The following is a 21,431-nucleotide window of genomic DNA, read 5'->3' on the forward strand; positions in this document are numbered from 1 at the left end:
GGGGGGGGGGGGGGGGCGTGGGGGGGTTTGGGGGGGCCGGCGCCCGCCGACGCGCTGCTGTCGGCCGATCCCGCGGTGGCGGTGGAGTATCTGGAACTGCGGGATCCCGCGCTGGGCCCCGCACCCGCCCGCGGTGACGCGCGCCTGCTGGTGGCGGCGCGCGTGGGCGCGACCCGGCTGATCGACAATATGGCGGTGCGGTTGTCCGCTCCGCGGTCGTCTACTTCGCGGGCCGTCTACTTCGACAGGGGCATGACCTGAATCGCGGACATGGCCGTCGCCACCAGTTTGCCGTTCGCGTTGACCGCCTCGGCGGCGATGTACATGACCGACTGGCCGCGTTTGCGCACGGTGGCGGTCAGCGTCAGGTGCTCACCGACGAATACCGGGCGCAGGAAATGCGTCGTCAGCTCCATGCTCGTCGTCGGATTCCGCGCGGTCAGGTAGCCGAGCGGGGCCATGAGATCGTCGAACATGGCGGCGAGGAAGCCGCCTTGCAGCAGCCCCATGACGTTTCCGTACTTCGCGGCCACCGTCACCGTGGCCGACAACGATGTGCCGGGGACGAATTCCTCGAAGCGCATCTCCAGTGTCGTCGTGGACGGCGGCGGCAGCTTCAGTTCGACGCCCGGCGGGACCGGAAGGTGGTCGAACAGCGCGAGGGCGTGCTTCATAATCTCGTCGTGGCCCGTAATGGTGGTGTCATCGCTCATGGACGGCTCCTTCAGGTGTTGATCGCGCATGGTGGTGATCGCGAATGATGGCGGCATAGCGTTCCGGCGTGAGTTCGGTGTACACACGGTCGCTGCCGTCGCGCACGTAGACCGGCTCCCCCGCATGCGGGGCGAAGCCCTCGCGCTGTCGCGACAGTTTCGAAACCTTAAGTGTCGCTGTAGTTTTCAGTGAGGAGCATACCCGAATGAAGACCGGCCGCGCATAGGATGGCAGGGCCTCGTCCAACCGCGCGGCGATCGCCGCGCCGTCGAAGCGGGCCCCATCGGCGAGCACGACCGCCGCCATCCCGGCCCGCCCCTCCCGGCCGGGCACCGGCACGCCGTACACCATGGCCTCCGCGATGTCGGGACATCGCACCAGCTGCTCCTGCACCTCCGTGGTCGAGACGTTCTCGCCCTTGTACCGGAAGGTGTCACCCAGCCGGTCCACGAAGAACAGATTCCCCCGATCGTCCACGCGGAACAGATCACCCGTGACGAACAGCGCGTCGCCGTCGCGAAAGGCGTCGGTGACAATCTTGGCGCGGGTGGCCTCGGGATCCCGATATCCGGCGAACGGGGTGCGCTCGCGAATCGGGCCGAGCAGCATCCCGACGTCGCCCGGCCCGCAGCGCACCAGCCGCCCGTTGGCACGCACGAAATCGTCCCGCTCGAAATCCCATTGCGCGAGGGTGCCGCCGAGGCGCAGCTTCCCGACCGAGCCGACGGTGCCGGACAGGTTGAGCGTGGCGATGTTCCCCTCGGTGGACGCGTACATCTCGACGATCCGGTCGATGGCGAACCGCTCCCGGAGGGTGGCCCAGATATCGGCCTGCAACCCCTGACCCACGATCACCCGCACCCGCTGCCGGTCGTCGTACGGGCCGGGCGGAGTATTGACCAGATACCGGCACATCTCCCCGATGTAGTTGAAACCCGTTGCCCCGAAACGGTGGATGTCGTGCCAGAACCCGCCCGCGGAGAACCGGCGGCCCAGTGCCAGGGTCGAGCCGTGGGTGAGGACGCTCGCGAGGGGGATCACCAGGGCGTGGGTGTGGAACAGCGGCAGGCAGTTGTACACCACATCCCCCGGTTCCAGTCGCCACGCCAGCGCGCCGAGCACCCGCCCGACGCTGGTCAGCCGCTGGTAGCTCATCACGGCGGCCTTGGGCAGCCCGGTCGTGCCGCTGGTGAAGACATACGCGCCGGTGTCGCCGAGGGCGTGCCCGGCGGTGTCGATCGGATCGGTCACCGTCTCGCTCGGCGTGAACGACTCCAGATCCGCTGTGTCGCAGTCTGTTCCGTCGGGATCCAGGTCCACCGAGCAGCCGTCTGCCAGCTCATCCGGCAGCCGGTCTCGGATCGCAAGGAAGGCGGGCAGGCACTCCGAACCGACGATCACCCGCCGGGCCCCGCACACCGTCAGGGCGTGTACCAGGCCGTCCCCGCGGGACTGCGTATTGACCAGCGCCACAATGACACCGAGCTTGCCCGCGGCCAGGTAGTGCCAGAGGAACTCGGGCCGATTCTCCATGATCAGGGCGAGCACGTCGCCCTTGCGCAGCCCGGCGGCCCGATACGCGTGCGCGACGGTGTTGACGATGCGATTGGCGTGCGCGTAGTCGAAGCGCCGATCGGCGTAGAGCAGGAACGGGTGCGCCGCCCGGCTGCGGGCCCGCCGTTCCAGCTCGAGCGCGAGCGTCCGATTGGAGCCCGCGCCCTCGAGCAATCCCCGGGCGAGAACCGCGTACGACCCGATGCGATGGGTCGGCACGTCAGGCGCCCTCCGACAGCGCCGCCGCTTTCGCCTTGTCGGCCGACACCATGGCCTGGAAGTACAGCTGCCGGGCGACCTCGGCGACGAGATCCCAACGCTCCCAGGTCATCGGCGTCGGTTCCTTGTCGGGCACGAACCGGTACCGCGACAGGTCCTCGATGCCCTTGAACCGCGCCAGGATCTCATCGTCGAGCAGCGAGTTGCCGGTGAACGTCGCCGGATCCTGTTCCAGCACGGCCAGTATGGCGTCGACCACGATGTCCTCGGTGCGCCAGTCCTCGGGGCTGCCGATGCCGAGATTCTGCGTCGCCAGCGTCCCGATCAGCGTGCGCGTCCAGATCGTATTGCAGGCGATGCCGTCCGCCGCGACCTCCTTCCCCAACCCCAGTGTCAGCAGGGTGGCGTTGAGCTTGGACGACATGTACGCCACCTTGCCGCCCATGTGCTGGATGCCCTCAGGATCCAGCGGCGGGCTCAGATTGACGATGTGCCCCCAGCCGCCCGCGCGCATATGCGGAATGCAGTGGTGCGCCAACAGGAACGGCGCGCGGGCGTTGATGGCCATCACCAGGTCGTACCGTTTGTGCGGGGTGCCCTCGACCGTCTGCAACCACATCGCCCCGGCATTGTTGACCAGGATGTCGACCCGGCCGAAGCGCTCCACGGTCCGGTCGACGAGATTCTTCAGGTCCGCCTCGGAGCGCACGTCGCAGCGCACGCCCAGGGCCTGCGCGCCGCGCTGCTCTACCTCGCGGACCGTCTCGGGCACGGTGCCCGGCAGCCGCCCACCGGCCTCCATGGTCTTCGCGCCGATCACGACATTGGTGCCCCGCTCGGCCAGGGCCAGCGCCAGCGCCTTGCCGATACCCCGGCTGCCGCCGGTGATGATCGCCACCCGATCCTGGAACTGGGTCACATTCCACTCCTCTCGCTCGTCACCGCGGTCATTCGGCGACCGCCACCGCGGGCTCCCGTTGGGGGAGGTCGTACTGTTTGCCGACTTCCTGCTCGAACGACTCCGCCCACGCCTCCAACCGGTCGACATTGCGGCGCATATCGCGGAATGTCTGGGTGGCGGTCTTGTCGGTGAGCAGGTCCAGGTGCAGCTGAGCGCAGATGGGAATCTTGCTGTACTCGACGAACAGGTACTTGTCCGGTTGCGGGGCCTGCGCGGCGAAGGCCCGCAGATTCGCCTGCATACGGTGCTGGATCCCCTGGAATCTCGTCGCGATGGGATGGAACTCCGCCGCCGCGTCCTCGTTCGCGATCAGCCCGTGGAACAGCAGCGAGGACGGCAGCGCCCAGTAGAACGAGGTATCCCACATCACCTTGGTGAACATGGCGGGCGCACTGCCGAAGCTGGGATAGTTCTCGTGGTACATCGCCAGGTAGTTCGGCCACAGATCCTCGAGCATGAGCCGGTTGTAGGTCGCGGCGACCTCCGCGGTGAGCCGGCCCGCGCGATCGAGTTCGACGAGCCGCGTCGTGATGTGGTTGGTGTAGGCGATGAAATCCGATCCGGGACTGTAGAAGGCATCCAGGAAGACCGCCGCCTCACCGAGACAGGCCCACCGGTGATGCGAGAAGATCTGCCGCGAACCGTAACTCGCGTTGCGCATGCGCAGGAAGTCGATCGGCTCGGCGTCCCGGATGAAGTTCCCCAGCGTCGGCTCGTACTCGCCGAGCCATTGCCGCGCTTTGGCTTCCGTGGCATAGCCGCTGAACGGGTGGATGCGCTCGTCGGTCACGATGCCGATGCTGGTGTTCCCCGACGACAGCGGGATCATCCACACCCAGTACCCGGCGCCCATCAGGTGATTGGTCGAGAACCACCGGCGCTCCTGGGTTTTCGGTCGCCAGGTCAGGCTGGTGGTGTCGGTCATCCGCTCGACGTCGTACTCGCCGCGGAATCGCCACCACACCGCGTTGATCTTGTGCGGGCTCGGGGTGCCCAACTCCAGCTTGCGCTGCAACAGCCGCCGCCGACCGGTCGCGTCCGCGACGAACCGCGCCCGCACCGCCCGATCCGCGCCCGCGCCGGGCATCTCGATGTGCACGACATGGTCGTCCTCGCCGGTCGCCAGGTCGACATCGGCCACCTTCGCCTGCTCGATCAGGTCGACGCCGAGTTCCCGCACCCCGCGCCGCAATTCGCGCTCGAAGATGCCGCGGTCGATCTGATACGACGGGACTCGCGGGAACCGCCGGGCACCCAACTCCGGCCGTGCCTCGAACGGACCGTGCGCATCGCCGAAGAACATGCGCAGCCCGAGCTTGTGCAGGTGCCTGGTGTTGAAATGCCCGGCGAGGCCGAGCTGTTCGGTGAAGTAGTGCGCGCCGCCCTCGACGGTGGCCTCCCCCACCTTGTACGCGCCGTCGGGGATGACGTCGCCCGCGGTGCGCTCCACCACCAGCACCGACAGCTCGGGCATGGCGCGCTTGAGCTGTCTCGACAGCGTCAGTCCCGCCAGGCCGCCGCCGCAGACCACCACGTCGTATCGTTCGGCCGGATTCGTCGTCGCGTGATTCGTCATGTCAGCGCCCTTCCACCAGGCTCGTGAAGCTCGGGAACGCGTCCTCGGCGGACAGTTCCGCGGCGATGGTCCCCATGACCCGCGGGTCCGGGTTCTGGATGAACAGATGGCCGCCGGGCACCGTGGTGAGCGAGAACCCGCCGCTGGTCAGCTTGCCCCAGCCCTCCAGCTGTGACTCCTCGAACACCGGATCGTCCGCGCCGCGCAGCACCGAGATCGGGGCGCGCAGCGTGTACCCGTTGTGGAAGCGGTAGTCGCCCAGCATCTTCAGATCCGCGCGGATGGCGGGCAGCCAGTGCATGATCGCCGCCTCCTCCTCGACGGGAATGTCGAGCAGTTTGTTGTCCCGCAGCACCGCCAGCACCCGGCTGTCGGATTCGCTCGCCAAGTCGAAGCCGTCGCGAATGTGATTCAGGTTGCGCACGTAGTCCTCGACCAGCACCGGCGAGGGCCAGCCGCCGATGATGAGCTTCATCGGCACCTCGTTGTACTGCTGTTCGAGGTACCGGGTGAGCTCGTAGGCGAGCAGTCCGCCCATGCTGTGCCCGTAGACGACGAAGGTGCGGTCCAGGTAGGGCAGCATGGCCTCGGCCAGCTCCGCCACGAACTCCGGCATGGCGTCGATCGGGACGTCCTCGATCCGGTCCTCGCGGCCCGGGAACTGGATTCCCACCACCTCCACCGTGTCCGGCAGGTGGTTGGGCCACGGGGTGAACACCGAGGCCGCGCCGCCGACGAAGGGCAGGGCGAACAGGCGCACCGACGCGGTATTGGAGCGGCCGACCACGGTGCGGATCCAGCGCTCCGGTCCGGTGGCCGGGACGGCCGGAGCCGTCGCGACCCCGGATGTTTCGCCCAGCAGCTGGGCGAGCACCTCGTCCGCGAGCTCGACGATGCTCGGACCGCGCATCAGGCCCATGGTCGGGAAGTCGATCTCGAGGTGTTTGGCCAGCATATTGCGGATCTGGCCCGCCATCAGCGAGTCCATGCCGAGATCGGTCAGGCCGACATCCTGGGCGAGGCGCTCGACCGGCATGTCGAAGATCCGTGAGATCTGTTGCGACAGTGCGGTGACCAGCCGTGGCGCGCGCTCGGGCTCGGGGAGCTCGAACAGTTCGGCCCGCAACCCCTCGGTGCCGAACGCGGCCGCGGCACCGGCGGTGGACTGTGCGGTGAGATGGGCCAGTCGCGGCGAGCTGCGCACGATCGGCATGACCTGGTTCATCTTCGCCCAGTTCACGCCGAATACGCTGGCGCGGCTGACACCCTGCGCCTGGCACCGGCCGATGAAGTCCAGGGCGTGGTCGGGCGAGATGGGGGTCCAACCCAGCCAGGAGAGCGTGTCGAGCTTGTTGCGGGCGACGAATCCGACCTCCGCGATGGCGCCCCAGTTGACCGTCAGCGCGGGCAGTCCGAGTTCCCGGCGGTGCAGCGCCAGCGCTTCCAGGAATCCGTTGGCCGCGGCGTAGTTCGCCTGCCCCGGGGTGCCCACGTTCCAGCTCATGGAGGAGAACATGACGAAGGCGTCCAGCTCCAGCGACCGGGTGTGGTGGTGCAGATGCCAGGCGCCGTCGACCTTGGGCCGCACCGCGCGCAGGAAGTCCGCCTCGGTCATGGTGGCCAGCGGCCCGTCCGCGATGACCATGGCGGCGTGGTAGATACCGCGCAGCGGCGGCAGCGATGCGATGCGTTCCAGCAGACCCTCGACCTCCGCCTCGACCGAGACGTCGGCGCGCTCGAGCACCACGGTGGCGCCCGCGGCCCGCATGGCCGCGATGGGCTGCTCGTTCTCGGCGTCGACCTGCGCCCGGCGGCCCACCAGCACCACGGTGCGCGCACCGTTGTCCACCAGCCACTGGGCGGTGCGCAGGCCGAAGCCCGTGTAGCCGCCGGTGATCAGGTACGTGCCGTCCGCGTCGACCGCGACGGCGTCGGTCGCGGTCGGATAGACCAGGACCTCACTGTCGGGCTCGTATGCGACGACGACCTTGCCGATCTGCTTGGCGGTGGCCATGTAGCGGAATGCCGAGGCCACCTCCGCGGCACCGAAATCGGTGTGCGGCAAGGCCGGGAGCGTTCCGGCGATCACCCGGTCGAGCACCGCGGTCATGGACTCGCGGCACAGCTCCGGATCCTCCAACAGCATTCGGTCGATGTCGACGGCCGAGTAGCTGAGGTTGTTGCCGAAGGGCCGCAAGCCCAGCTGGTAGTTGTCGTAGATGTCCTTCTTGCCGATCTCGATGAACCGACCCCGGGGCCGCAGCAGTTCGAGGCTCTTCGGAATGGTCTCGCCCTGAAGGGAATTCAGCACCAGGTCGACGCCGTCGCAGCGCTGCCGGATCTCGTCGGCGAAGGCCAGGGATCGGGAGTCGAACACCTCCGCCACGCCGAGGCCGCGCAGATGGTCCCGCTTCTCCGGGCTGCCCGCGGTGGCCAGCACGGTCGCCCCGACGGAATGGGCGATGTGGACGGCGGCCAGACCGACACCACCGGCGGCGGCGTGCACGAGCACCCGCTCCCCCGCCCGCAGCCGGCCCACTTCCATCAGCGCGTACCACGCGGTCAGATAGGCCATCGGCAGGGTGGCGGCCTCGACGGCGGACAGGTTCTCCGGTGCGGGGTAGACACGGCGGGCATCGGTGACCACCGACGAGCCGAAACAGCCTCGGGCGAAAGCGATCACGCGATCGCCGACGGCGAGGCCCTCGACCTCCGTCCCGACCGCGGTGACCACGCCCGCGCACTCCACGCCGAGGTTCTTCTCGTAGAACCCGCCGAAGGTCGCCCCCTCCGACAGCGCGCCGAGGGTCAGCATGATGTCGCGGAAGTTCAGTCCGGTCGCCTCCGGCCGGATGGCGACCTCGGTGGCACCGAGGTCCGGCCGCACCTGCCGCTCGTAGCGCAGTTCCTCGATACCGGGCTCGGCCGGGACGGACAGTGCGAAGGCGGTGTCGTCCGACACCCGGGCGGGCGTCGCGACCGATGCCTCGAATTCGGCGAGCGAGAGGTGCTCGAAGCGGTCGGTGTAGCGGCTGTCGCCGCGATAGGCGACCTCCTCGTCCGCGGTCCGCACGTGCAGGAGTTCATCGAAGAGCTGCGCGGCCCGCCGGTCGGCGGGGGCGGCCGGATCGAAGTCGATGATCTTCGCGCGCAGACTGCTGTGCTCGCTCAGCAGCACCCGGAGGATGCCCCAGCTCGGCAGCTGCGACACCGCGACGCTGTCGCCCCGCTCCACCAGCGGCCCGCCGGACGTGGCCACCCAGAAGCGTGGCGCCACCGGCTGTTCCAGCTTCTCGACGGCCTGTGCCAGCGCGATGACGCTGTAGGCGGCGTGGCTCTCCACCTGGGCCAGCAGCTCGGTGGTGAGGTCCGTCGCGGCGAAGTCCAGGTTCCACAGATGCAGCACCCCGGCCACGGTCCCGGCGCGGTCGCGGATCTGCCCGAGTACCCGCTCGAGGTCCGCGGCGCTGGTCGGGTCGACCCGGAAGGCGTGGGTGTCGACCTGTTCGTAGGCGTCGCCGCGAGTGACCACCACACTGTCGGCGGCAGCCGAGCCGAGCAACGAGAGATACTGTTCGGCAACGCCTTCGGCGTCCGCCAGCACCACCCACGCCCCCGGTTCGACGCGCGGCTGATGCGGCTCGAGATCCACCTCGGGTGCCCGCGCCACGATGACCGAGCAGCCGGTCTGCTCCGGATCGGTCATATCGGAGAAGATCTGCACGTGTTCGAAGCCCGCGGTGGGCAGGAACTCCCGCCAGGTGGCCTCCGACATCAACGGGTAGTCCGGGCGCAGGTCGTGGTCGGCGAAACGCCACCACCCGTCGGTCATGCCGAAGGTCAGATCGACCCAGTGCGGCGGATTCGTCTCCTCGACGATCACCATCAGGCCGCGCGAGGTGAGCAGCCGGGTGACATTGTCCAGCGTGGTCCGCAGCTTCTCGGTGGCGTGCAGGACATTCGCCGCCACCACGATGTCGAAGTAGTGCGGATCGAAACCCTGTTCCACGATATCGGTTTCGATGTCGAGAATCCGGTAGTCCACGAAGTCGTGGTCGGCGAAACGCTGCCGCGCCTTGCCCAGGAACAGCTGGGTGATGTCGGTGAACACGTACTCCGCGCGGTCGGCGGGCAGTTCGGACAGAATCCATCCGGTCGTGCCCGCGGTGCCCGCGCCGATCTCCAGCACCCGCACCGGCCGGTCGTCCGGCAGCCCGCGGACGCATTCCGCGACGAGTGCGGCGACCGTGCGGTTGCAGCGCTCGAAGGAGAACGACGACTCGTAGAGATCGACCACCGATTGGAACTCGCTCTCGGGGAAGATGAGTTCGATCGGATTCACCTCGTCGCGCAGGACGGCCGCCTGCCTCGGACCACACCGCTCCAGCACCAGATACTCGGCCTCGCATTCGGGATGCCGTTCGCGCAGCGCGGCCAGCTCCGCGGCCGTGTCGACCCGGGCGGGCACCCGCTCGATCCGCCAGCCGTCCCCGTCCGCGCCGGTGATCCCGTGACGGGTGCACAATTCCAGCAGGCGAGCGAGATAGTCGCGGTGCTTGTCGCGCACGCCCATCTCCCGGGCGGCCTCGTCGAGGGTGAAGCGCCGCCCCGGTGTGAAGTCCATGCCCAGCTGGTGGAAGCCTTCGGTCACATAGGCCAGGCACAGCCGGTTCATCTCCGCCTCGGTCACCGCGTGGTAGTCGCGGTTGACCGACCAGTTCCGCACCTCGTCGAGCACCGGTTCGGCCGCCGCGTGCAGCGCCGCGTCCGAGGGCACGAAATCGGCGGGCAGCAGGGTTTTCGTGCGCACCAGGTCCGGACGCCACCGGTACTCGTAGAGCCACTGCGACAGCGCGTCGCGGTCCTCGGTGCTCTGGGTGATCGACTTGCCCTTGAAGCCCTCGAATTCGGCCACCAGCGTGCCGTCCTCGTTGACCAGCCAGAGATCGCCCTCGCAGTAGGCGAGATCGTCCAGGACGTGCGCGCGCCCGTAGCAGTAGACCCGGCTGCCCGCCTTGGCGTGGAAGCTGAACCGCTTGACCTCGAACGGGATGTAGAGGTGCTTGTCCTCGGTATTCGGATCATTGCCCATGGCGATGGACAGCGACTGGAAGCACGCGTCGAGCAGCGCCGGGTGAATGGTGTGGCGCGGCGCCTCGTCGGCCAGCGCGGCCGGGGTGTCGATGCGCCCGAGCGAACGCAGCTCGCCGTACTGGAGTTTGGTGATCGCCCGGAAGCTGGGTCCGAGTTGCAGGCCGTTGTTGCGGAACTTCGCGAACACCTTCTCCGGCTCGAACTCGACCGGGCAGTCCGCCCCGAACTCCGAGAACGGCACCGGCAGTTCGGTATCCGGTGCGCCGCGGCGCACCGTCCCGACCGAATGCGCGACCCAGTCCTTGTCACCGTCCTGGAGGCTGTACACGGTGAAGTGCGACGACGGGGTCAGCACCACCTGGACCAGCGGGGCCGGGCGGTCGTCGAAAACGAAAAGCGGCCTGCGGAATTCGACGTTCTCGATGGAGTATCGGCCCGGACCGAACGCGTCCTGCGCACAGCCGACGATCAGGTCGAGGTGCCCCGCGCCCGGGAAGACGATCGGTCCCTGGACGCGATGATCCTCCAGCCACGGGTACACGGCGGTGTCCATGACGAATTCCCACACGTGCTTGTCCGGGTCGTCGGCGGCGAGATTGCGGGTCCCCACCAGCGGATGGCCCAATGCCGGGAAGCGCTGCTCGCGCGAGACCGGGGTTTCCAGCCAATAGGTTTCGCGCTGCCACGGATAGAACGGCACCGGAACACGTTCGGAGACACCGTCGTACACGGCATCCCAGTCCGGATCGAATCCGTTCGTGTACAGCGTCGCCAGCGAGGACAGCAGGGTGACGCGATCGCTCTGCTTGCGGTGCAGCGACGCCACCGCCACGCCCTCGGCCTGCCGCCTGGCCAGCAGCTCGCCGATGGCGGTGGAATGAATCGGGTGCGGGCCCAGCTCGACGAAGGTCAGGTGCTGGTCGGCGATGAGCCGATCGATGGTGGGCGCGAAGCGCACCGGCTCGCGCACATTGCGCCACCAGTACTCGGCGTCGAGCCCGCCGGTCGGCACCACATCCGCGCTCACGGTCGAATACATCGGAATCTCGGCCGCACCCGAGGTGAGTCCGGACAGCGACGACAGCAGCTCATCACGCAGCGGATCCATGTGATGGCTGTGGAAGGCCACGCTGACCTGGAGCATGCGGCAGAAGATCCGGTCGCGTTCCAGTTCGACCCGAATCTCCTCGAGCGCGTCGGGATCCCCGGCCAGGGCGGTCGATTCCGGACCGTTGAGCGCGGCGACTTCCACCCGCCCCCGATAGCCGGTGATGCGCCGCTCCGCCTCGTGGTAGGGCAGGCCGACGGCCAGCATCTTCCCCTTGCCCGAGGCCCGCTGCTGCACCCGGCTGCGGTGGAAGATGACGCGCACCGCGTCCTCGAAGGTCAAGGCCCCCGACACGCAGGCGGCGGCCACCTCGCCGATGCTGTGCCCGACCACGGCCGCCGGCACGATGCCCCAGCTCTGCCACAGCCGTGCCAGGCCGAGCTGCACCGCGAAGACCGCGGGCTGCGCGATATAGGTCTCACCGATGCGGCTGTCGGCCTCATCGCGGCCCAGCTCCTCGAGTACGCTCCAGTCGCCGTGTTTGCGCAGTTCGGCGTCGACGCGCTCGACGGTCTGCCGGAATACCGGGCTCTGGCCCAGCAATTCGCGCGCCATGCCCCACCACTGCGGTCCCTGGCCGGAGAAGACGAAGGCCACGCCGGAGGTCTTGGTAGACCGCGCCCCGCTGTGCAGCGCCTCGGGCGCGGAGCCGCGGGCCATATCGCGCAGGGCGTCGCGCAGCTCCTCGGTGGAGGTACAGACCATGGCGAGCCGATGGTCGTGGTGGGAGCGGGTCCGTGCCTGTGCGGAGGCGATGGCGGTCAGATCGGCGGCGGGCCGCTCCAGGAATTCGGCGTAACTGTCGGCGTAGGCCCGCAGCGCGTCCGGGGTCTTCGCGCTGAGCGTGAACAGCACGGGGGCGTCCGCGCCGTCCGGGACCGGATCGGTGCGTTCCCCGTCGACGGGCAGCCCCTCCAGGATCACGTGGGCATTGGAGCCGCCGAAGCCGAACGAGTTCACCCCCGCCAGGCGCGGCCCGGGATTCGGCCACGGCTGCCGGGCCGTCGCCAGCCGCAGCCCCAGCTCCTCGAAGGGGATGGTCGGATTCGGATGCTCCGCATGCAGATTCGCGGGGATCTCACCGTTCTCGACGACCAGGCAGGCCTTGACGAGGCCGACCATCCCGGCCGCCGACTCCAGGTGCCCGACATTCGACTTCACCGCGCCGACAATGCAGGGACCCTGGCCATTTCGACCGGCTCCCAACACCTTTCCCAGTGCCCGCGCCTCGATGGGGTCGCCCACGGGCGTACCCGTCCCGTGCGCCTCGATGTAACCGATATCGGTCGGCGCGACGCCCGCGTCCCGGCAGGCGTCGATGATCATCTGTGCCTGCGCGTCCTCGCTGGGCACGGACATGCCGTTGGTGCGACCGTCCTGATTCGTCGCGCTGCCGCGGATCACCGCGTAGATGTGGTCGCCGTCGGCGACGGCGGCGGAGACCGGCTTGAGCACGACGGTGCCCGAACCCTCACTGCGGATGTAGCCGTCACCGGATTCACTGAACGATTTGCACCGGCCCTCGGGCGACAGGAACGTGCCCTGGCTGAAGCCGATGGTCGCCTCGGGCAGCAGCAGGGTGCTGACGCCGCCGACGATGGCCATCGATGCCTCGCCGGAGCGAATGCTGCGGCACGCCAGGTGAATCGCGACCAGCGATGATGAACACGCGGTGTCCACGGTCATACTGGGGCCGCGCAGGTCGAGCAGGTAGGAGACCCGGTTGGCCACAATGCAATTCGTGACTCCGGTCATGGTGTGGCCGCCGATGAGGTAGCGGTTCTCGGGGTTGAGCTGGATGATGCCGTAGTCGTGGCCGGACACCCCGGCGTACACGGCGGTCTTCGTCCCGGCGAGCCGCTCCGGGACGATGCCCGCGTCCTGCAACGCCTCCCAGGTCGTCTCCAGGAACAGCCGCTGCTGCGGGTCGATGCGGGCGGCCTCGGTCGGTGTGATGCCGAAGAAGTGCGCGTCGAAGGCGGTGACGTCGTCGACGTAGCCGCCCGTTCGGGTCCGCATATGTCCGGGCCGTCCCGCGTCGCGGTCGTAGAAGGCCGCCGCCGTCCACCGGTCGTCGGGGACCTCGCGCACGCCGTCGCGTTCCTCGAGCAGGAGTCGCCAGAAATCGTCGACATTGCGAACGTGTCCCGGGAATCGGCAACCGATCCCCACGATGGCGATGCCCTCGTTCTCGGTCGGCATGGCATCGGTCGGGGAGATGTGAACAGAATTCATCGAAAAGCCTCGCCTTTGTAACAGCATGCCTATCGGCAGATTTCACCTGCGGATCGGATCCAATTTCACGATCTGCTTCCAATGAAATCGTATGTGAATTGATTTTCGTCCACATCCCCCCGGCCGGGTGGAATGCAATTCAGCGGCCGCGAGAAATATATTCAGCCAGCGACGGATCGGGTGGAACTCGCACGCCGACCGAGCCGGACGGGCACGTTGCCGTAGCCGCGGAAGGTGAGCTGCGGGCGGAGCCGCGGCGGTGCGGCGGCTCGCATATCCGGAAAGCGCTCGAACAGCGCACGCAGGGCGTGCGCGGCCTCCATGCGGGCCAGATTGGCGCCGAAGCAGGAATGCACGCCACTGCTGAACGCCAGATGCTCCTTGGCATTCGGGCGGGTGATATCGAAACGCTGCGGATCGGCGAATATCTCGGGGTCGCGATTGGCCCCGGCCAACGACAGCATGATCATATCGCCCGCATGCAGTTGCACGCCCTCCAATTCGACATCGGTCAACGCCTGGCGGGCCGTGATGAATACCGGCGGCTCGCAGCGCAATACCTCCTCGACCGCATTGGGCCACAATTCCGGTTCGGCCCGCAATCGGTCCAACTGCTCGGGATGCCGCAACAGCAGGGTGATGGCACTGGCGATCAAATTGGCCGTGGTCTCGAAACCGGCGCCGATGATGATGCTGGCATTGGCCTTGAGCGCGTACTGATCCAATTCGCCGCTGGCGATCATGGTGCTGAGGATGTCCTCGCCCGGTTCCCGCCGCAGTCGGTCGATGTGCTGGTCCAGGTAGTCGTTCAACTGCTGGGCCGCGCGCATGGCCCGGTGGTACCGGGGCCAGGAGATGCCGACATCCAGCATCGGTGTCATCTCCTCGCCCCAGAACAGGAATTTGTCCTGGTCCTCGTCGGGCATGCCGAGGATTTCGAAGATGATCGCGAGGGGCACGCGCGAGGCGAAGGTCTCGACCAGATCGACCGAACCACCCGAGGGCAGGGCGTCGAGCAGTTCCTCGGTGACGGTCTCCACCCGGTCGCGCAGCCTGCCGACGGCGCGCGGGGTGAACGCCGAGACCACCGGCTTGCGCATCTTGGTGTGCTCGGGCGGGTTCAACCGCAGCATGGCCGGCGGATCGGCCGGATTAGCCGGTGGCGGAACGCGATTCGCGAACTTCTGCAAGACCGCGGGAATCTTGATGCGGGCCGAGCTGCGAACACCGAACCGGCTGTCCCGCAGAATCATTCGCGACAGCTCATAGTCACAGGTCGCCCAGGGCAGCGGGGTCTTCACCAACTTGCCCTGAGCCCGGATGTGCTCGATGAACGGGTGCGGGTCCGCAATCCCCTGCGGCCCCATCATTTTGGCGAAGGTATCACCGCGCATCGTCTGCACGCGCAGCACCAGCCGCGGCACCCCCTGGAGTGACAACCAGCGCAACCAGTATTGCAGTGTCATTTTCTCACCTGCCCATGCTTTCGAGAATCGTAAGACCGCTGCACCGGGGGACACATCCCCCCGATCGGGTGGGGCGAGCGCCGGGCCGACGTCACGACAAGAACTCGCGTTCGATTCGCCGGAGCTCGTGATACGACCGTTCGATCTCGGCGGCCTCGGAGTGCACCAGGAACACCACGCCCGGTGACGAATTCAGGTCGACCGTCGGCCTGGTCATCGCCCGGTCGCGGATCCGGAACCGCACGCTCTGACAGGCCGGGAGCGATTCGAGCGCGGCGCGCAGGCCGTCCGCGGGCAGCGGCGTCGCCCGGCGGGCGATGAGGTTCACACAGCGCGCCCGCTCACGTCGGGCGTACACCGGCGGCTGCGCGGCCAGCAGCCGCCCGTCGTCCAGATAGCAGTCCACGGTCAGATCGACCTGGTTCACACCGGTGCAGCGGTCGAGCGCGTCCGGTTCGGCCAAACCGGACAGTCGAGCCCCGGTCTCCAACAGCACCGGCCCCTCGGCGGTGCGGATCAGCTCCGTGTGCGCGGGGCCGTTGGCGACACCGAGCGCGTCGAGCACGCCGCGGACGTAGGCGAAGATCTCCGCCGCATGCGGATCCGCTGACGTCAGCAGATCCTCATGGTCGTAGATCCGGCGCTCGTCGCCCACGGTCGCCTTGTGACTGGCCCATGCGTCGGTGATCCGGTGCACGCCGTCGCGGCTGACCGAGTTGACGACGTACTCCCGGCCGACGAGATACTCCTGTGCCAGCACCGCCTCATTGGTCCGCAGCATCAGATTCGTCTTGCCCAGAATCGTGTCCACCGCGGCGCTCACCTGCGCGTCGCAGTCGGCGACGAAAACGTCCTCGGATCCGGCGCTGTCCAGCGGTTTGATCACCGTGCGCCGCAGGCCGGTGGCGCGCCGCCAGGCCAGCAGTTCCGCCGCCGTAGTGGCGCGGGTCTGCGCGGCGGTGCGCAACCCGGCGGCGGCCACCGCCTCGAGCATGTGGAACTTGTCGCGCCGGACCCGGGACCGGTGCGGATCGTTGCCGCGCAGCCCCAGTTTCGCGGCGATCTCGTCGGCCACCTCGATCCCGAATTCGCTGGCCGCGATGACCGCGATCGGATTCTCCTCGGCGAGTACGCCCAAGACCTCGTCGGCCCGCCCGGCGTAGCAGAGGTCCGCGTCGAACTGCGTGACGGGCAGGCTCGCCGCGAAGACGGCGGGCAGGCTGGCCCGCGACCGAATGTGGATCAGCCGGTACCGGTTCCGCACCCGGGGCACCAGCAGCGCCCCGGTGGACAGTGCGTCCACCAGCACCACGGCGGCGGGTTCGCGTCGGTCGGTCATGGATTACCCCTCGGGGGGATCAGGCGGCTGTCGTAGCGGTTCGCGACATGCTCGAGCATGGCGTAGAGCCGGTCGGAGCCGAGTCGGGCGGAGGCGTCGGCGGCGGTGGCGCGAGACAGCGGCAGCCGACCCAGCGCACCCCACCGCAGCGCGCCTCGATCGTCGATGACACAGGTGGCCGCGCCCGCATTGTCGGCGTGCAGGCAGTAGGGCACATCCAGCAGGCCGGAGGCGAATGCCGCGACCAGCGCGTCCCCGATATCCGGGGCGAGGTCGAGCACGGCGTCGACGAGAGTCCGCGCCTCGTCGAGGATCTCCTCGAAATAGTCGTCGTCGGAACAGTTGTCGCCAGGGTAGCCACCGCCGGAACTGCCATCACCGGGGTAGTCATCGCCAGGGTAGTCACGGCCGGAACAGTCACGGCCGGAACAGTCACGGCCGGTGCCCGTGTCCTCGGCGGGGGACGGTCGCCCGATCTCCGCGGCGGCCAGGCGCAGCGCCGCCACATTCTCGGCGATGGACGGGATCTGCCACGCCTCCGACACCGTCTTCACGATCAGCCGCTCGCACCTGGCGTCGCGGGCCAGGCGCGCGCTGTCGCGGATCAGCAGTTCCGCGCCGTCCGGTGTGCGCGGGAACAGCCCCATGTAGGTGTAGAGCACCACATGCCAGGTCACATCGCCCAGATAGGTCGCGGCGAGAGTGCGCAGCGCGCGCAGGGCTCCGCGATCCTGCGCGGCCGAGGTCCCCTGCGCGTAGCTGAAGGACATGTGGCGCAGCCCGTGCTGCCGGAAGAAGCACCCCTCCAGCACGCCCATGGCCACCAAGAGCGACGGCGGGCAGAGTTGGCCGAGCAGGCAGCCTCCGAAACTCTCGATATGGCCGCGTTCGGTGTGGTCGGCGAGGAACCGGCAGCTGACCGCCCACGCCCGAACCGCCTGGCGCAGCGGCACTCTGCTGTAGGGCAGGCAGTAGGAGACCGGACCGCCCTCGGTCGCGTCCAGCCCGAGCTCGACCAGTCGCCGGAAGACGCCGAGCGGCAGCGCGGTGCCGTGCCGCACCTGGACCGGGAAGGCGGGACCGTACAGACCGGCGAGCAGGGCGGCGGTCCGCTCGACCGGATGGGAGACGATCGGGTACCCGTTCAACTCTTCCCCGGCGGCCAGGCGTTGCAGCGGGGTCGTGTAGTCGCCGACGCGGGTGTAGCTGTCCAGCGTCAGCGTGCCGACGACCGGGTAGTCCAGGGCGGCGATCCGGGCCAGCCCCGACCGCATGGTCGATACCGTGCCGAATCCCATGCGCGGCTGGACCACCGGTCCCGCACCGGCCCGATCCGCCACGAACCGGTCCAGAAATCCGCTCACGTCACCGGCCCGAAATCAGTTGGAGCGTCGGGCGGCCCGAGTCCGGATCCACCGTGCGTACCCGCGCCTTGTGCGGATCGCCCGCGCGCACCCGCGCCATCACCGTGTCGCCGGTCGCGAAGTCCACCAGGGAACTGCGGTAGAGCGTGCGCAGGTGAGCGAGGGACAATCCCGAGACCTGTTGCAGCCAGGCGGCGCACCGTGCATCCGCGGCATCGCCGCGCAGCGTGGCGAGCAGCGCGGGCACCTCGTCGCGCCACGTCGGATGGCAGCGCTCCACGAAGTCCGCCAGCCGCGCCCCCGCGTCGGTGAACGGCGAGAAGACCATGGTGACGAGCATGTCCGGCCGGAGTCCGAAGGCCCGCTCGGCGTAGTCGTCGGCCAGCGCCCGCCGCTCGGCGATCTTCCGCGGCGAGTCGTAGCGCTCCAGCGCCAGCCGGATGAGCCGATCGGGCATCTCCTTCTTGCGCATCACCGTGTCCGCGAATTCCAGGTACTCCCCGATGCCCGCCGCATAGGTCCGGCCCTCGACGTACTCGGCGCGCAGGCCACGTAGGTGAGCCATGAGAGTCGGGTTGGCGCAATCGGATTCGGTGAAGCTGAAGGCGAGGTCGTCGAAGCGGAAGCCGAGGAAGTCGACGATCAGATCCCAGTGGTCGTGCACCCGGTAGCTGACGAGGTCGTAGATGGAGACGAAGGCGGGCTGCACCGCGCGATCGCCCACCGCGACCTCGCGGGCCGCCACCTCCGGTGACCCGTCGCCGAACAGTTCCCGGAAGTAGGCGTCACCGATGCCGCGCAGGGCGATCAGCAGATCCTGGAAGGTCATGCCGTGGCGGCGCACATCGATGCCGATGCCCGCGGCCAGACGCCTGATCCACGCCGCGTAGAGCATCTGCTCGCGCCGCGAATCACCGGTCATGACGGCGTCCACGCCGCCGCCCCACCAGACCGCCCGACCGTAGAAGTCGGCGACCGCGAGATTGCAGCTGTTGCAGAAGGTGGGGCGACCGTCACCGGCCGACCGGTGCCCGTTCATCAGCACGTCGAGCCGGTTGACCGCCACCAGGTGCTCGGGCAGCGGGAGGTCGACGTCGAAGCGGCGGACCTCGGTGTGGTCGACGGTGAGCAGCTCGGCTCGTTCGTCGTCGAGCAGCCCCAGCGCCGCGTACACCCGCTCGATGTTCTCCATCACCGCGCGCGGAACCCCGGCGTGACGCATATTCGCCACGCGGACACCGAACGTCGTGCCGTGCGCCAACAGCAGCCGCAGCTGGACGGCCCGCACGAACGCGACCACATAGGTGCTGTCCTTGCCACCGCCGTAGGCCACCATGACCTTGTAGTCGGCGATCCGGTCGAGGCCGCCCGCGGCATCGACGAGCGAGTCACCCACCGCCGCCACGCCGTCCCGCTCGGCCGGGGTGAGAAAGGTGATCAGCCGCTCGTACCGTGCTCGATCGTCTTGGGCCTGTTGCTCGTTCACAGCGGTTCCGCCTCGAAGTCGAAGTTCTCGATGATCTTGTGGATGCCCGCCTCGACGACATGCTCGTCGTCGTGCAGCAGAATGAACCGCCCGCGGTGCAGTGCGTCGTAGGAGCCGCCGGGCGAGAGCACCTGTCCGGGCTCGGGCAGCAGTTCGCGCCAGACGGTCGGCACCTGCTCCCGCATGGATCCGGCCCGCACCACCCGTTCGGCGTGCTCGTCCGATTTCGGCACGACCAGCCAGCCCCCGGAGGTGTCGGCGGGTGCGGACGGTGCGGCGACCGGGTCGCCCACGAGCGCGCGCAGCCACAGTTCGTAGAGGTTGACGCCGAACGCCTTGTTGATCAGGTGCGGCACCTCCGCGCCGCCCACCCGGCCGCCGATCTCCAGGAATACCGGCGCGCCGTCCGGAGGCAGGAAGATCTCGAGGTGGAAAGGCAACCGGCGCAGGCGCAACGCGGCGACGACCTGCCGGGCGAAGCCCTCCAGCAGGGTGCGCCGCGGCGACGGACCGAGCAGCACCGAGCCGAGCGGCGTGCCGCCGGTGAACGACAGGCAGTCGTTGATGTAGCGTGCGGTCGCCTGGAAGGTGATCCGGGAGTCGTCGTCGGCGAAACCGTCGACGTGGTAGATATCGCCCGCGATGAACTCCTCGATCTCGTAGCGGGACGAATCGACGGTCGCCAGCGCGGCTTCCAGTTCGGCCGCGTCGTCCACCCGCAGCACGCCGATACTGGCGGCGGAGTCGACCGGTTTGAGGATCAGCGGATACCCGCATTCGGCCGCGAAGGACCAGGCCCGATCGCAGCGGGCGAAGCGGGGTACGCGCAGGCCCGCCGCGGCCAGTACCTGCTTCATCCGCACCTTGTCCCGGTAGACGGCGACCTCGTCGACCGTCGGCCCGGGAATCGCGAACCGCTCGCGCACCCGCGCCGCGGTCTCCAGCGTGAACTCCGAGAGCGCGATCAGCAGGTCCACCGGGCCCACCCGCTCGATGACCTCGCCGACGGCCGCCCCCAGCTCGGACACGTCGTTCACATCGGAAACCGTTACCCGGCAAGCGATTCGCTCGGGAGCGGCCAGCACGCCGTCGGCGCCGGGACCGTCCACGATGTAGCTCACCCGGTGGGCGTCGTGGTCGATGAACTCCTCGTAGCGGGTGAGCTCGTTGTCCCAGCGCACCCCGTCGCTGAACCGCGGCCACTTGTTGACGATGACGATGTGCATCAACGCACCTCCGGTGTCGTGATCTGCCCGCTGTCCCAGGGAGTGGGGACGGCGGGCTCGGCGCGCCAGGACGAGAAACCCTGCGCGATACCGAAATCCAGCAGTACGCGAAACCGGTCTATGGCGTCGTCTCCGGTGAAGACATCCAGGTAGCCGGCATCGAGCAGCTCGCGGCGCACCCGGTCGTCGTCGGAGACCGCGGTCGTCAGCTTGCCGCCGATGACGCACGGCACGGCCGACCCGTCGGCGTGGACGGCCGACAGCAGCACCCGCGCACCGTGGAATCCGTGCCCGTTGACGCTCGACACCACCAGCAGATCCGGCCGATCCTCGCGCAGCGCGCGGGTGACCTCGTCGGTCGGCGTGCAGGTGCCCAGATTGCGCACCCACGCTCCGTACTCCTCGAGCAGCTTGTGCAGGTAGACCAGATTCCAGAGATGGGAATCGGATTCGACGGTGCACAGCACACACCGGAAGCGACTGTTCATGCCTCGACCTCCACGGTAGCGATCTCGCGGTGTTGCAGCGCCTTGCGGAAGGCGGCCATGGTCAGCGGCAGCAGGACCGCGCCGCACAGGCACAGCAGAGCGCTGAGCCACAGCACGAGCCGCTGGGGGCCGACGCTGGCGCCCACCCCGCCGATCATGAGTCCCGCGATCGGATAGGACACCAGGTTGAGCAGATAGAACGGGCCCATCACCTTGCCGAGGTGCTCGCCGGGGATCACCTTGAGGCGCTGGGTGCGGTTGTAGACGTTGTAGAGCGCCGCCCCGACGATCACGGCGACGAAGGCGGGGGCGTAGACGAGATAGGACGGCGCGAACGCGGCGACCAGCAGAGCGGTACAGATCAGCGTGAAGCCCGTCACGCCCACGAGACCGATACCGAAGTGCCGCAACAAGATCGGAATAAGCAGCAGGTTGAGCAACCCCATGATCCCGACCGCGGTGTTGAGCAGACCGTACGCCGAATCGGGGGCCCGGAACACATCGGTGATCAGTGCCGCGTTCGCCGCCAGCAGCACACCCACCACCAGATTGATGGCGAAGTTCAATACGCCGAGCAGCAGCACCGGACGGATGCTCACCA

12 protein-coding genes and 1 pseudogene are annotated in these 21,431 nt (G+C 68.4%); 1 reads left to right on the forward strand and 12 read right to left on the reverse strand.

Translation table 11 applies throughout. The annotated features are described in order from the left end of the window. Positions 1-261, forward strand: a 261-nt coding sequence (locus QK444_RS11460) for a pantoate--beta-alanine ligase (RefSeq protein ID WP_349239520.1), incomplete at its 5' end; no start/stop codon positions are given. Here QK444_RS11460 and QK444_RS11465 read toward each other — a convergent pair. The 12 genes and pseudogenes from QK444_RS11465 to QK444_RS11520 form a co-directional block, all read right to left on the reverse strand. After that, positions 237-713 carry a PaaI family thioesterase gene (locus QK444_RS11465; protein ID WP_282779599.1) on the reverse strand — a complete coding sequence of 159 codons (477 nt, stop codon included), beginning with the start codon at positions 711-713 and terminating at the stop codon, positions 237-239. The two genes, QK444_RS11460 and QK444_RS11465, sit on opposite strands and share 25 nt — an antisense overlap. Then, positions 703-2,487, reverse strand: coding sequence for a long-chain-acyl-CoA synthetase (locus tag QK444_RS11470; protein ID WP_282779600.1), 1,785 nt, complete (start codon positions 2,485-2,487; stop codon positions 703-705). The genes QK444_RS11465 and QK444_RS11470 overlap by 11 nt, the downstream gene beginning before the upstream one ends. Before the next feature lies 1 nt (position 2,488). Beyond that, a complete protein-coding gene (locus tag QK444_RS11475) occupies positions 2,489-3,406 on the reverse strand; it encodes an SDR family oxidoreductase (RefSeq protein WP_282779601.1) in 918 nt (305 codons plus the stop codon). A 28-nt stretch (positions 3,407-3,434) separates the two neighbouring features. Further along, the gene (locus tag QK444_RS11480; RefSeq protein WP_282779603.1) at positions 3,435-5,024 is read right to left on the reverse strand and encodes an NAD(P)/FAD-dependent oxidoreductase; all 1,590 of its coding nucleotides are present in this window, start codon (positions 5,022-5,024) and stop codon (positions 3,435-3,437) included. A gap of 1 nt (position 5,025) precedes the next feature. After that, a complete protein-coding gene (locus QK444_RS11485; protein ID WP_282779604.1) occupies positions 5,026-13,461 on the reverse strand; it encodes a type I polyketide synthase in 8,436 nt (2,811 codons plus the stop codon). A 161-nt stretch (positions 13,462-13,622) separates the two neighbouring features. Further along, positions 13,623-14,981 carry a cytochrome P450 gene (locus QK444_RS11490; protein ID WP_282779605.1) on the reverse strand — a complete coding sequence of 453 codons (1,359 nt, stop codon included), beginning with the start codon at positions 14,979-14,981 and terminating at the stop codon, positions 13,623-13,625. Between the two features lie 37 nt (positions 14,982-15,018). Continuing rightward, entirely contained in the window at positions 15,019-16,266 is a 1,248-nt protein-coding gene (locus tag QK444_RS11495) for an ATP-grasp domain-containing protein (RefSeq protein ID WP_282779607.1), read from the reverse strand. Beyond that, entirely contained in the window at positions 16,263-17,630 is a 1,368-nt protein-coding gene (locus QK444_RS11500) for a methylaspartate mutase (RefSeq protein ID WP_282779609.1), read from the reverse strand. The genes QK444_RS11495 and QK444_RS11500 overlap by 4 nt, the downstream gene beginning before the upstream one ends. Position 17,631: 1 nt before the next feature. After that, entirely contained in the window at positions 17,632-19,116 is a 1,485-nt protein-coding gene (locus tag QK444_RS11505; protein ID WP_282779611.1) for a hypothetical protein, read from the reverse strand. Next, positions 19,113-20,342: an ATP-grasp domain-containing protein gene (locus QK444_RS11510; protein ID WP_282779612.1), complete on the reverse strand. Its 1,230-nt coding sequence runs from the start codon at positions 20,340-20,342 to the stop codon at positions 19,113-19,115. Before QK444_RS11510 ends, QK444_RS11505 begins: the two co-directional genes overlap by 4 nt. Further along, the gene (locus tag QK444_RS11515; protein ID WP_282779613.1) at positions 20,342-20,830 is read right to left on the reverse strand and encodes a cobalamin-dependent protein; all 489 of its coding nucleotides are present in this window, start codon (positions 20,828-20,830) and stop codon (positions 20,342-20,344) included. The genes QK444_RS11510 and QK444_RS11515 overlap by 1 nt, the downstream gene beginning before the upstream one ends. Then, positions 20,827-21,431: pseudogene (locus QK444_RS11520) on the reverse strand (MFS transporter); the annotation flags it as partial. The pseudogene QK444_RS11520 and the gene QK444_RS11515, both read right to left, overlap by 4 nt.

It is taken from the genome of Nocardia sp. CC201C (assembly GCF_030010695.1).
GTDB classification, from domain to species: Bacteria; Actinomycetota; Actinomycetes; order Mycobacteriales; family Mycobacteriaceae; genus Nocardia; species Nocardia otitidiscaviarum.

Coding starts and splice junctions, on each gene's coding strand:
- QK444_RS11465 (WP_282779599.1), bottom strand. CDS start 713: ATGAGCGATGACACCACCATTACGGGCCACGACGAGATTATGAAGCAC.
- QK444_RS11480 (WP_282779603.1), bottom strand. CDS start 5,024: ATGACGAATCACGCGACGACGAATCCGGCCGAACGATACGACGTGGTG.
- QK444_RS11485 (WP_282779604.1), bottom strand. CDS start 13,461: ATGAATTCTGTTCACATCTCCCCGACCGATGCCATGCCGACCGAGAAC.
- QK444_RS11495 (WP_282779607.1), bottom strand. CDS start 16,266: ATGACCGACCGACGCGAACCCGCCGCCGTGGTGCTGGTGGACGCACTG.
- QK444_RS11510 (WP_282779612.1), bottom strand. CDS start 20,342: ATGCACATCGTCATCGTCAACAAGTGGCCGCGGTTCAGCGACGGGGTG.
- QK444_RS11515 (WP_282779613.1), bottom strand. CDS start 20,830: ATGAACAGTCGCTTCCGGTGTGTGCTGTGCACCGTCGAATCCGATTCC.